Source organism: Nocardiopsis sp. NPDC055824 (genome assembly GCF_053616335.1).
This window is the reverse complement of record NZ_JBSHDN010000199.1, coordinates 1-11,701: the sequence shown is the minus strand read 5'-3', so window position 1 is coordinate 11,701 and position 11,701 is coordinate 1. Positions and strand designations below refer to the sequence as shown.

Here is an 11,701-nt window from a genome sequence, read left to right as displayed (position 1 = left end):
GGGCGGGCCGGCGGGGGCGGCCGGGGCCCCCGCCCCCGGCCCGGGCCCCGCAGCCCGGTTGCCCGGACCACTTGCGGGGCCCCCCCCCCCCGCGGGGGGCGGGGCCCCGACCGCGCGGACGCGGGGACGGGCCGCGGGACGGCCGCACGGGGTCCTCGCAGGTCAGTCCTCGGCGCGCACGTCGACGACCTCGCCGGCCGCGTCGAGGATCACCTCGTACTCCTGGCCGCCGGCGTCGAGCACCTCGGCGTCCCAGCCGTCCCAGCCGTCCTCGTCCTGGCGCTCGACCTCGACGGTGCGGGCGCCCTCGCCGACCGCCTCGGCGGCGTTCGCGGACACCGTTTCGCGGTCGGCCTCGGTCTGCCCGCCGGTGTTCTGCCACGGGGCCGGGCCGTCGTCGGTGTCCCGGAAGGCCAGCCCGTTGATGGTGTACACGTCGGCGTCGTCGCGGTCGTCGTCGGCCTCGTAGCGCACGCCCAGCGTCACCTCGGTGCCCTCCAGGCCGCGCAGCTCGTCCAGGAGCGGCTGGACGGTGCCGTTGCCGTCGAAGTCCTCCAACTCGGGGTCGGTCAGCAGCCACTCCTCGGGGCCGAAGTCGACCTCGACACCGGACACCGTCCAGTCGTCGGTGTCGTCGCCGTCGCCGTCGTCGTCACCGTCGGCGCGCAGCTCGCCCACGAGCTGCTCCAGGCCGTCCACCGACTGGGTCGAGGGGGGGTTCTGCTCCGACGCGTCCGCCCCGCTCGCCGAGGGGGCCGAACCGGAGGTCACGCCGGTGAGCTCGATCGAGTCGACCTGCTGCTCGGGGTCGTCCACCACGAGGTAGCCGATCGTGCCGACGGCCAGCAGCCCGGCCGCGGCGGCGGAGGAGAGGAGGATGACGGTGTTGCGCTGCATCGGCGTTTCCTTTGCTCGAAGGTTTCTACTGCCCCAAGCATGCGGCGGCAAGATGATGGAGTCCTGAAAGCCACCTGAAGAACGTCTTCATGTGGCTCTCAGGAACGGTTCAGCGGTTCCTGCCAAGGTAGGGGGACCACGGGCGGAGAGGACACGGCGTTGGCGATTCTGGTGGTGGAGGACGAGGAGGGCATCGTCTCCTTCGTGCGGCGGGGCCTGGAGACGGCCGGGTACCAGGTGCTCTCGGCCGCGGACGGGATCGACGGGCTGACGATGGCCCTGTCCCCCGACGTCGACCTGGTCGTCCTGGACCTGGGACTGCCCGGCATCCCGGGGGAGGAGGTGCTGCGCCGCCTGCGGCAGCGCCGCCCCTCGGTCCCCGTGATCGTGCTCACCGCCAAGGACGCGGTCAGCGATCGGGTGGCCAACCTCGACGCCGGGGCCGACGACTACATGGTCAAGCCCTTCAGCGTGAGCGAGCTCCTGGCCCGGGTCCGGGCTCGCCTGCGCACGGGCGGACAGGAGCGCGGCGACGTGCTGGCGGCCGGCGGCGTCGTGCTCGACCTCGGGGCCCGTACCGCCTCCGTCGACGGCCGGACCGTCAACCTGTCGACCCGCGAGTTCGGCGTCCTGGAGGTCCTCATCCGCAACCCCTCACAGGTGTTCTCCCAGCCCCAGCTGCTCGACCGCGTCTGGGGCTACGACTTCGACGGCGCCTCCAACGTGGTCGAGGTCTACGTCAGCCAGCTGCGCCGCAAGCTCGGCGCCGACCGCATCCAGACCGTCCGCGGCGCGGGCTACCGCCTCGCCGGGGGTACCCGGTGAGCCTCACCGGCCGCGTCGTCCTGCGGTCGCTGCTCGTCATGGCCCTCGTCATCGGCGGGGTCGCCCTGCTCACCTACGAACTCGTGCGCGTCTCGGGCCTGACCGACATCGACCGCCTGCTCCGGGAGGAGTCGGCGCTGGTCGGCGACGCCCTCGCCGACCAGGTCCCCGCCGCCGCGGGGCTCGACGGGGTGGTCTCGGGGCCCGAGGCGGAGCGCGCCGCACGTCAGGCGCTCGCCGTGCGCCCCAGCGGAGCCCGCCACGTGACGCTGGTGACCGCCAACGGGGCGCGCCTGCAGAGCACGGGAGGCCCCACCCGCGTCGCCGGGCTGATGCGCGGCGGCGACGCCCCCGCACCCGAGCCGGGGACGATCCGCACCCTCGACACCGACGCCGGCCCGGTCCGGGTGCTCGACACCGAGGTCGCCGACGGGGCCGGGGTCCCCCTCGCCGTCGTCACCGTCGTCGCCCCCCTCGACTCCACCCGCGACACGGCGGCCACGGTCCTGCTGCTCTCCGCCCTGGCCGGCGGGATCGGCGTCGTCGGCGGCGGCATCGCGCTGTGGCTGGTGGTGCGGCGCACCCTGTCGCCCGTGCGGGAGGTCTCCGAGGCGGCCAAGGCCATCTCCCCCTCCGACCTGGACACCCGCGTACCGGTGCCCGCGACCCGCGACGAGATCGCCGAACTGGCCACCGAGATCAACCAGATGCTCGTGCGCATCGAGCAGGCCGACACCAACCGGCGCCGCTACCTGGCCGCGATCTCGCACGAGGTGCGCACCCCCCTCGCCGTCGCGGAGGGGCACCTGGAACTGCTGGGCACGGCCGACGCGGCCGTCGTGCGCGCCGAACTCGACCGCCTGCGCCGGGTCCTGGAGGACCTCATGGCGGTCGCCCGGGGAGGCGACGAGATCGACGTCCGGGTGGAGGCGGTGTTCCTGCCCGACCTGTTCCACGCCGTGCGCGCCCGGCTGGACTCCCTGCCCTACGCCGGCGCGGTCACCCTGGAGGAGCCGCCGCCGGACGTCCTGCTCGGGGACCAGTCACGCCTGGAGCAGTGCCTGGCCAACCTGGTCGCGAACGCCGTCGACCACAACCCGGAGGGCACCCGCGCCACCGTGGCCGCCCGCGGCGAGGGCGACTCCCTCGTCCTCACGGTGTCCGACGACGGCCCGGGCATCGACCCCGCGCTGCTGCCCCACGTGTTCGAGCCCTTCGTGACCTCGCGGGACGAGGGCGCCGGCCGCATCTCCGGCCTCGGGCTGGCGGTCGTCAGCTCCCTGGTCCAGGCCCAGGGCGGCCGGGTGGGGATCGACAGCGGGCCCTCGGGCACCGGCGTCGCGATCACCCTGCCCAGGGCCACGGCCTGACCGTCGGCCGGCACGCCGCGGCGGCCCGGGGAGCGCAGTGCGTGCGGGAAGCGCCGGGACGCGCGGGGACGGGCCCGTGCGAAGGCATGCCGGACCGGGGCGGCGGGAGGGAAGGGAAAAGCCCCAGGCGCATGTCAGCAGAGGCGGCACTGGGGCGTTCCCCAGGACAGTAGCATCGGGCGATGTCCTCCGTCGAAGCAGACACCGACGCGGTCCTGAGCCTGGTCCCCGCCCCGCGCCTCGCGCCCTACCTGGCGCTGGCCGGGGGAGACCGCGGCCGCGCCCTCGCCCTGTACGAGTGGGGCGCGCGCGTGTCCGCGGCGGCCTTCGAGGACATCGCCCACCTGGAGGTCCTGCTCAGAGGGGGCATGGACAGGGTCCTGCGGGCCCACTTCCGGGAGGCCGAGCGGGGCATCCCCTGGTTCCTGCTCCCCGTTCCCGGCGGCGAGTACGTCGCCGAGGCGTCCGGCCGCGTCCGTGAGCGCCTCCGCCAGGAGGGGCGGGAGACGCGCGACCAGGTCGTCGCCGCGATGAGCTTCGGGTTCTGGTCCGGGATGCTCGGGCCCGGGTACGAGGAGCTGTGGCGGGCCTGCCTGCACCGGGCCTTCCCCGGGTCGTCCGGGAGGCGCGCGGAGGTGGCCGCCACCGCGGAGGGGGTCCGCCGGTTCCGCAACCGGATCGCCCACCACGACTCGGTGCTCGGCGTCGACTTCCCGTTCGAGGCCCGCCAGGTCGCGGAGCTGGCGGCGTTCGTCGACCCGGCCGCGGGGCGCTGGCTCCGAAGCCGCAGCCGGACCATGGACGTCTACGCGCAGCGCCCCGCCACGCCCGACGACACGCTGGTGGTCTCGGCCCCCGGCGCGCTGTTCCTCTACGAACGCTGCCGGGCCCACGTCACACGGGCGGGACAGGCCTTCGCCGGGGTCGACCGCATGGCCTTCCGCGTGGACGACATGATCGCCCCGGACCTCCCGCGGGTCCTCCTGCGCCGGGACAACGTGGAGTGGACCGAGCGCGGCGCGATCCGGCTGCGCCGCACCCGCGACCCCTGGGACCGCAGGATCGCCGAGGTCGTCGAGGACTCGCTCGTGACCGGGCGGGACGGGGGCCGGCGCCAGGTCTTCCTGCTGACCGGGCCGGACGAGCCCGGCCACCGCCGCCTGGCCGGGCCCCTCCCCGTGAACGGGGACGTGTCCGGGACCGCGGCGGCCGGGAAGGACGGTTCCGGCGGGGGCGGGGAGGGGCTCGCCGGGCGGCCCGTGCCGGAGTACGCCTACACCCGCCTCCACGCCCTGGAGACCGGCGCCGCCGGCTGACCCGGAAGGGCCCGGACACGCGGCCCCCCGGTCCGCACCGGGGCGTCGGACGCGGAAGCCCGGCGCCCCCTAGGATGTGGACCATTGGTCCGTTTGAAGCGGCGGGCCCGTCTCGCAGGGGGAGTGGAAGTGAGCCCACGCAGGGAGCGCGCCGACGCGCAGCGCAACAGGGAGGCGGTGCTCGCCGCCGCGGACCGGCTCTTCGCCGCGAGCACGAGCCCCGGCGGCGTGTCGATGGACGACGTCGCGACGGCCGCGGGCGTCGGCAAGGGCACGCTCTTCCGCAGGTTCGGCGACCGCGACGGCCTGATCCAGGCGCTCATGGAGAAACGGATCGCCCCCCTGCGCGAGGCCGTCGCCGAAGGGCCCGCGCCCCTCGGCCCCGACACGCCCGCGCGCGAGCGCGTTCCGGCGCTCATGGCCGCGCTGCTGCGGTTCAAACTCGACAACCGCCACCTGGCGCTGGCGCTGGAGACGGGCGGCGGGAACAGCCCCTACCGGGCGGGGCACTACACGTGGTGGCACACCCTCCTGCGGGACGCCGTGCGCGGGATCCCGGGCGCGCCCGACGCCGACTTCACCGCCCACGCGCTCCTGGCCGCCGTCCGCGCCGACCTGGTGGAGCACCTGGCCGGCGGGGAGGGGGCCCCGCCGGAGCGGCTGGAGGAGCGGCTGGAGGCGTACGTCGCCAAGGTGCTCGCCTGAGGCCCCTCCCCGGCGGGGCCCCGGCGGTCGGTGCCGGGGGCCGCGGGGGAGGGGCGCGGTGGGAGGGGAAGCTCCTATGGATGTCAGCCGAGGTCGGCGGACTCCCGCTCCGGGGCGGCCCCCTGCCCGCGCGCGGCACGGCGGCGCCGCACCCCGGCGATCACCGGGACCACGGCCGCCAGCAGCACCAGCGCGTACAGGGTGATCGAGATACCGCTGCCGACCAGGATCGACGGGTCGCCCGAGGAGGCGGCCAGCGCGCGGCGGAACTCGGTCTCCGCGATCGGGCCGAGCACGACGCCGATGAGCGCGGGGGCCACCGGGACGCCGAACGTCCGCATGGCCAGGCCGAGCAGCGTCACCCCCAGCAGCATCACCAGGTGCACCACCGACGTGTTGATCGCGTACACCGCCAGCACCGAGAACAGCGTGATGCCCGCGTACAGGTACGGCTTGGGCAGCTTCAGCAGCTTCGCCCACAGCGGCGCGAACGGCAGGTTGATGACCAGCAGCAGGACGCTGCCGATCAGCAGGCTCGCCAGGAGGGTCCACACCAGGTCGGCGTTGCGCTCGAACAGCACCGGCCCCGGCTGGAGGCCGTACTGCTGGAAGGCGGCCAGCATGATCGCGGCCGTCGCCGAGGTCGGCAGCCCGAGCCCCAGCAGCGGCACCATCGTGCCCGCCGCGCTGGAGTTGTTCGCGGCCTCCGGCCCGGCCACGCCCTCGATCGCTCCCCGGCCGAACTCGTTCGGCACGCCCCTGCGCTTCGCCCGGCGCGCCGCGAGCCTGCGCTCCAGGCCCAGGGACAGGAAGGTCGGGATCTCCGCGCCGCTGCCCGGGATCGGGCCGAACGTGCTGCCCAGGGCGGTGCCGCGCAGCCACGGCTTCCACGACCGGGCCCAGTCCCGGCGGCTCAGCCACGCGCGGCCGGTGCGGATCGCGGACAGGTCCGCCCCGGAACTGCCGCGCGCCGCCACGTACAGCACCTCGCCCAGGGCGAGCAGGCCCACGGTGACGACGACGATGTCGATCCCGTCCAGCATCGCCGACGACCCGAAGTCGAAGCGCGCGGCGCCGCTCTGGCCGTCGATGCCGACCATGCCGATGGCCAGGCCGATGAGCAGCGAGGCCAGCCCGCGCAGCACCGAGCCCGACACGACCGCGGCGACCGCGACGAACGAGAACACGGTCAGCGCGAAGTACTCGCCCGGACCGAAGTTCAGCGCCAGGGACACCATGACCGGGGCGAACAGGGCCACCACCAGCGTGCCGATGACGCTGGCCACGAACGAGCCGATGACCGCGGTTCCCAGGGCCTGCGCCGCCCGGCCCTTGAGCGCCATCTTGTGGCCCTCGTAGGTCGTGGCGATCGACGACGCCTGGCCGGGGGTGTTCAGCAGGATCGACGTGGTCGCCCCGCCGAACATGCCGCCGTAGTACACGCCCGCGAACAGGATCAGGGCGCTCGTCGGGTCGAGCCGGAACGTCACGGGCAGCAGCAGCGCCACCGCCATCGCCGAACCCAGGCCCGGCAGCACGCCCACGGCGGTGCCGAGCAGCACGCCGAGGAAGGCCCACATGAGGTTCATCGGCGTCAGCGCCGAGACCAACCCGTCGAGGAGGAGGGGAAGAGCGTCCATCAGAGCACCAACTCCAGGAAACCGCCGGGCAGGCTCAGCCCGAGCCCGAGCGAGAAGCCGACCTGCACGGCCGCGGACATCGACAGCGCCACCACGGCGTCACGCACGTGGGCGCGGGCGCCGAACGCGTAGGCCACCACCCAGAACAGCAGCGCCCCCGACAGCAGCCAGCCCACGTACTCCAGCACGGCGATGTGCACCACCAGCCCGGCCAGGATGAGCAGCACGGGGCGGCCCTCGAACCACGCGAGGCCGTTCCCGCCGGAGCCGGCGCCCGACCGGAGGTGGCGCAGGTTGACCGCGCTCAGGCACGCGGCGACCAGCAGCAGGAGGCCGCCGACCGCCCCGGGGAAGGCCGCCGGTCCGGGCCGGGTCACGTTGGGCGGCGCCTCGACGGTGAATGCGCCCCACAGACAGACGGCGCCCAGGGCCGCGACCAGGGCGGGGACGACCCACATGGTCGGTCCGCTCCACGGCGCGGTTTCCGGGTCCGGGGCCTCCGCGGCCTCCGCCCCGGCCTCCGGGGTCCCCGGCGCCGCAGCGGCCCCGTCCGCCCCGGTGGCGCCGGTTCCGGCGGACTCCCCGGTCACGGTCGCCGTCCCCGGTCCGGGGTCCCCGGCGGTCCCGGGGACCGACTGCTCGCTGTCGGTCGTCACAGCCCCAACTCCTCTACGGTCTCCTGCGTCACTGCCACCTCGGCGTCGAGGAACTCCTCGAACTCCTCACGCGACTGGAAGGTGTCGGTCCACCGGTTGCGCTCCAGGGTGTCCGCCCAGGCGTCCGAGGCCAACAGTTCCCGGACCAGCCCCTCCAGCCGGTCGGCCTCCTCCCCGGTGAGCCCGGGAGGGGCGATGACCCCGCGCCAGTTCGACATCTCCACGTCGTAGCCCTGCTCGGCGAGGGTCGGCACGTCCACCCCGTCCATCCGCTCGGGGGAGGAGACCGCGAGCGCGCGGAGCGGGCCGCCCTCGTCGACCTGGTCGCTGAAGTCGCCCAGCGTTCCGAAGCCGACCTCCGACGTCCCCGACAGCAGCGAGGTCAGGACCTCGCCGCCGCCCGAGTACGGCAGGTAGTTGATCTCCCCGGGGGCGATGTCCATGGACCGGGCCACCTGGGCGGCGAAGATCTGGTCCACACCGCCCATGGAACCGCCGGCGACCGGCAGCGTCCCCGACCGCTCGCGCCAGTCCCCGGCCAGGTCGTCCAGGGTCTCGTACGGGGAGCCGGCGGGGACGACGACGGCCAGGTACTCCGACGCCAGCTGCGCGATCGGGGTCGAGTCCTCCATCGTGTACAGCGAACCGGTGGTCTCCACCGCGCCGACCATGCCCAGGCCCGTCATCGTGAGGACGTTCGCCTGGCCCTCGCGGCCCGCGGTCTGCGCGAGGCCGATCGTGCCGCCCGCGCCCTCCGCGTTGCGTACCTCGACGTTGAAGCGCAGGTCCTCCTCGCGCAGCCCGTTCTGCATCTCCCGGGCCAGCGTGTCCCAGCCTCCGCCGGGTCCGGCGGGGGCGATCAGCAGGAGCTTCTCCTGCTGGCCGCTCCCCGACGCCGCGCTCTGCCGCACGTCGAACAGCGCCGTCCCCACGAGGAGGAGGGCGCACAGCCCGCCCCCCACGCGGAACAGCACGCCGCGATCGCGCATGGGTGCTCTCCTCTTCGGTCGTCCAGGGCGTCACAGGCCTCCCCGGCGCACCGGCGACGAGGAGATCCAGGCCACAGTGTGACCCGGGGCACGCCGATGTCAGATCTTTGTTAAAACTGGGGGCATATTGGTCGTATTGTTCGTGACACGCCCACCTGGGCGTTTGCCCGGCCGGGTCTCCGCACCCCGGCGAAGGCGACTGGAGGACACATGACCACGCTCCCCGCGCGCGGCCGCCTCTCGCTCACAGGTTCCCTGTTCATCGGCTACGTGCTCCTGCTGACGGTGGCCCTGGCCGCCGTCGGAACCCTCTGGGCGGTCCACCTCGACCGGGCCACCGACCGCCAGTACACCGAACGGGTCCTCGGCGTGGCCCGCTCCGTCGCCGTCATGCCCCAGGTCGTCGACGGCCTCCAGACCGCCGAGCCGAGCACCGTCCTCGACCCGCTCGCCGACCGGGTCGCCGCCGCGACCGACGCCGACTTCGTGGTCATCGCCTCCCCCGACGGCATCCGCCACACCCACCCCGACAAGGACCTCATAGGCCGGACCGTGTCCACCCCGCCGGGGCCGGCCGCCCGGGGCGAGGAGTGGACCGGCGTGGAGAACGGGACCCAGGGGCGCACCGTCCGGGCCAAGGTCCCCGTGTTCTCCGGGGGCGGCTCGGTCAACGGCGGAGACGCCGGGGGCGACGTGGTCGGCTACGTCTCCCTCGGCATACTCACCTCCAGCGCCGCCACCGAGGTACGCGCCTCCGTCCCGGCGATCCTCGGCATGGTCGCCGTGGTCCTGGTCCTCGGCGTGGGCGGGGCCTGGGCGCTCTCGCGCCAGGTCCGAACCAAGACCCACGGGCTCGAACCGGCCGACATCACCGCGCTCCTGGAGAGCCGGGAGGCCCTGCTCTACGCGGTCCGCGAGGGGGTCCTCGCGGTGGACGGCGCCGACCGCCTCGTCCTGGCCAACCTGCCCGCGCGCGACATGCTCGGCCTGCCCGACGACGCCGAGGGGCGCCACCTCGACGAACTCGGCCTGTCCGAACGGGTCCGCGACATCGTCTCCGGCGACGACCCGGGGGACGACCGGCTCCTGCTGGCCGGGAACCGCATCCTGGTCGCCAACCGCATGCCGGTCCAGGTGCGCGGCGAGGACGCGGGAGCGGTCGTCACCCTGCGGGACCGCACCGAGCTCGACCGGCTCACCGGGGAACTCGACGGAGCCCGCACCGTCACCCGGGGGCTGCGCGCCCAGACCCACGAGTTCGCCAACCGGGTGCACACCGTCGCGGGCCTGCTCGAACTCGGCGCCTACGACGAGGCCCGCGCCTACCTGGCGGACCTGTCCGCCACCCACACCCGCACCAGCACGGACATCTCCGAGCACGTCCGCGACCCCGCCGTGGCGGCCCTCACCATCGCCAAGTCGGCGCAGGCCTCCGAGATGGGGGTCGACCTGCGGCTCTCGCCCATGACGAGCGTCCCCGCCCTCGACAGGGAGGTACGCTCCGACGCACTGCTCGTCCTCGGGAACCTGGTCGACAACGCGCTCGACGCGGTGGCGTCCGCCCCCCACGGGTGGGTCGAGCTGATGGTGCGCCTGCACACCGCCGACAGCGGCCTGCCCCACGACCTGCTGGAGATCCGGGTGACCGACTCCGGCCAGGGGGTGGCCGACGACGTGGCGGAGGAGATCTTCCGGCTCGGGTTCACCACCAAGGCGTCCCGGGACGGCGGCACGCGCGGGCTCGGACTCGCGCTCGTGAAACAGGTGTGCGAGAGCAGAGAGGGAAGTGTCGAGATGGAGGCGCCCGACGCCGACGAGGGCGCGGTGTTCACCGCCTGCCTGCCCGTGCGGACAGCGGCGGTGGTGCCGTCGTGATCCGCGTGCTGGTCGTGGACGACGACGTGCGCGTGGCCCGCAACCACCAGGAGGTGGTGGAGTCGCAGCCCGGGTTCTCCGTGGTGGGGGTCGCGCACACCGCCGCGGCCGCCCTCACCCAGATCCACGGCCACCGGCCCGACCTGGTCCTGCTCGACCTGCACCTGCCCGACGCCTCCGGGATCTCGGTGATGCGCGCGCTGCGCGCGTCCGCGGCCGCCGCCGCGCCCCAGCAGACCGACTTCCTGATGATCACCGCGGTACGCGACATCGCGCAGGTCCGCTCGGCCCTGCACGGCGGGGCCGTGCACTACCTGCTCAAGCCGTTCCCGCTGAGCGCGCTGCGCGACCAGCTGGAGCGGTACGCGGTGGCGCGGCGGCAGATGGACGCCTTCGGGGAGGCCACCCAGCAGGACGTGGACCGGCTGTTCGGGCTGCTGCGGCCCCCGGCGGCCCGGTCGCTGCCCAAGGGGCTGACCTCGGCCACCGTCGACCTGGTCGCGGGGGTCCTCCGCGACGCGCCCGAGGAGGTGTCGGCCTCGGAGGTCGCCGAACGGGCGGGGGTGTCGCGGGTGACCGCGCGCCGCTACCTGGAGCACCTGTGCGCGGACGGCCGTGCCGAGCTGCGCATGCGCTACGGCTCGGCGGGCCGCCCGGAGCACCTCTACCGCTGGGTCGCCTGACCCTCCCCGGGCGCCTCGCCGCCGATGTGCTCCATCCAGGGACCGTTGGCCGTGAGCCAGTGCGGCACGAGCCTGACCGGGAAGGGGAGGTCGGTCTCGAAGACGTCCTCGCCGTGGACCTGGGCGGCCTCCTGGTAGACGCCGTCCTCCAGGCGCAGCTCCACCAGGCCGACCTTGTCCGCGAGCGCGTTGACGATCCAGTAGGACCGGATGCCGAACGCGGCGTACTCGTGCCGTTTGGTGTGGTTGTCGCGGAGCACGCTCTCCGGAGAGACGATCTCCACCGCAAGGAGCGGCGGCACGTCGAAGTACCCCTGTTCCGGAGGATCGTAGTCGAAGACCGCCAGGTCGGGGATGCGGTGGTGCGTTCGCTCGGCGTTGAGGTCGAGGCCGGGGTTCTCACCGGTCTCGAACTCGCCGCGGCAGAGATTGTTGAGATGCGTGGACAGGCGGTTCGCTGCCCGGAAGTGCTTGGACATGGGGGCCGGTGATACGTCAAGCCGCCCGTCGACCAGCTCGTACCGGCGCCCGTCGTCCGGTGTGTGCGCCAGGTCGTCCACGGTCAGACCTCGTTCGGGTACGTCCGGATGCCTGGTAGTCATAACCGCCAGTATCCGGCCCCACGCTCTGTTACCGGCGGGTTTCGCCGAAGAAGTCCGAAGGAGAGCGGAGCTTTCTCACGAAGGAGGGGCTTCCGCACCTGGGAACGCCGACCGCCGGGCCGGGGCGGTCCGTCCCCGCTCCC

The 11,701-nt window shown here is 74.1% G+C and carries 11 protein-coding genes; 6 read left to right on the top strand and 5 right to left on the bottom strand.

Features of this window, described 5'->3' with window-relative positions:
* Nucleotides 1-162: 162 nt before the first annotated feature.
* The gene (locus ACWGL3_RS26935; protein WP_452461934.1) at nt 163-897 is read right to left on the bottom strand and encodes a PepSY domain-containing protein; all 735 of its coding nucleotides are present in this window, start codon (nt 895-897) and stop codon (nt 163-165) included.
* A gap of 159 nt (nt 898-1,056) precedes the next feature.
* Between ACWGL3_RS26935 and ACWGL3_RS26930 the strand changes: the two genes are divergently transcribed.
* The 4 genes from ACWGL3_RS26930 (at nt 1,057) to ACWGL3_RS26915 (ending at nt 5,113) form a co-directional block, all read left to right on the top strand.
* Nucleotides 1,057-1,722 (top strand): response regulator transcription factor, encoded by a 666-nt coding sequence (locus ACWGL3_RS26930; RefSeq protein WP_267946756.1) that lies wholly within the window; start codon nt 1,057-1,059, stop codon nt 1,720-1,722.
* On the top strand, nt 1,719-3,092 hold the full coding sequence (locus ACWGL3_RS26925) for a sensor histidine kinase (protein ID WP_267946755.1): 1,374 nt from the start codon (nt 1,719-1,721) through the stop codon (nt 3,090-3,092). Before ACWGL3_RS26930 ends, ACWGL3_RS26925 begins: the two co-directional genes overlap by 4 nt.
* A gap of 182 nt (nt 3,093-3,274) precedes the next feature.
* The gene (locus ACWGL3_RS26920; RefSeq protein ID WP_267946754.1) at nt 3,275-4,408 is read left to right on the top strand and encodes a hypothetical protein; all 1,134 of its coding nucleotides are present in this window, start codon (nt 3,275-3,277) and stop codon (nt 4,406-4,408) included.
* 129 nt (nt 4,409-4,537) lie between these two features.
* Nucleotides 4,538-5,113, top strand: a complete 576-nt coding sequence (locus ACWGL3_RS26915) for a TetR/AcrR family transcriptional regulator (RefSeq protein ID WP_267946753.1) — start codon at nt 4,538-4,540, stop codon at nt 5,111-5,113.
* 83 nt (nt 5,114-5,196) lie between these two features.
* Here the strand turns inward: ACWGL3_RS26915 and ACWGL3_RS26910 are convergent, their stop codons facing one another.
* From ACWGL3_RS26910 to ACWGL3_RS26900, 3 genes are read right to left on the bottom strand one after another with little or no spacing between them, the layout of a single operon-like run.
* The gene (locus ACWGL3_RS26910) at nt 5,197-6,753 is read right to left on the bottom strand and encodes a tripartite tricarboxylate transporter permease (protein ID WP_267946752.1); all 1,557 of its coding nucleotides are present in this window, start codon (nt 6,751-6,753) and stop codon (nt 5,197-5,199) included.
* Nucleotides 6,753-7,409 carry a tripartite tricarboxylate transporter TctB family protein gene (locus ACWGL3_RS26905; RefSeq protein WP_267946751.1) on the bottom strand — a complete coding sequence of 219 codons (657 nt, stop codon included), beginning with the start codon at nt 7,407-7,409 and terminating at the stop codon, nt 6,753-6,755. The genes ACWGL3_RS26910 and ACWGL3_RS26905 overlap by 1 nt, the downstream gene beginning before the upstream one ends.
* A complete protein-coding gene (locus ACWGL3_RS26900; protein WP_452461933.1) occupies nt 7,406-8,398 on the bottom strand; it encodes a Bug family tripartite tricarboxylate transporter substrate binding protein in 993 nt (330 codons plus the stop codon). Before ACWGL3_RS26900 ends, ACWGL3_RS26905 begins: the two co-directional genes overlap by 4 nt.
* A gap of 210 nt (nt 8,399-8,608) precedes the next feature.
* On the opposite strand from ACWGL3_RS26900, the gene ACWGL3_RS26895 reads away from it, so the two are divergent.
* Both ACWGL3_RS26895 and ACWGL3_RS26890 read left to right on the top strand, forming a co-directional pair.
* The gene (locus ACWGL3_RS26895) at nt 8,609-10,273 is read left to right on the top strand and encodes a sensor histidine kinase (protein ID WP_267946749.1); all 1,665 of its coding nucleotides are present in this window, start codon (nt 8,609-8,611) and stop codon (nt 10,271-10,273) included.
* Nucleotides 10,270-10,956 carry a response regulator gene (locus ACWGL3_RS26890; RefSeq protein ID WP_267946748.1) on the top strand — a complete coding sequence of 229 codons (687 nt, stop codon included), beginning with the start codon at nt 10,270-10,272 and terminating at the stop codon, nt 10,954-10,956. The genes ACWGL3_RS26895 and ACWGL3_RS26890 overlap by 4 nt, the downstream gene beginning before the upstream one ends.
* Here the strand turns inward: ACWGL3_RS26890 and ACWGL3_RS26885 are convergent.
* A complete protein-coding gene (locus tag ACWGL3_RS26885) occupies nt 10,938-11,558 on the bottom strand; it encodes a Uma2 family endonuclease (protein WP_452461932.1) in 621 nt (206 codons plus the stop codon). The genes ACWGL3_RS26890 and ACWGL3_RS26885 overlap by 19 nt on opposite strands.
* Between the last annotated feature and the right edge of the window lie 143 nt (nt 11,559-11,701).

Coding starts and splice junctions, on each gene's coding strand:
- ACWGL3_RS26920 (WP_267946754.1), top strand. CDS start 3,275: ATGTCCTCCGTCGAAGCAGACACCGACGCGGTCCTGAGCCTGGTCCCC.
- ACWGL3_RS26885 (WP_452461932.1), bottom strand. CDS start 11,558: ATGACTACCAGGCATCCGGACGTACCCGAACGAGGTCTGACCGTGGAC.
- ACWGL3_RS26900 (WP_452461933.1), bottom strand. CDS start 8,398: ATGCGCGATCGCGGCGTGCTGTTCCGCGTGGGGGGCGGGCTGTGCGCC.
- ACWGL3_RS26895 (WP_267946749.1), top strand. CDS start 8,609: ATGACCACGCTCCCCGCGCGCGGCCGCCTCTCGCTCACAGGTTCCCTG.
- ACWGL3_RS26935 (WP_452461934.1), bottom strand. CDS start 897: ATGCAGCGCAACACCGTCATCCTCCTCTCCTCCGCCGCCGCGGCCGGG.
- ACWGL3_RS26910 (WP_267946752.1), bottom strand. CDS start 6,753: ATGGACGCTCTTCCCCTCCTCCTCGACGGGTTGGTCTCGGCGCTGACG.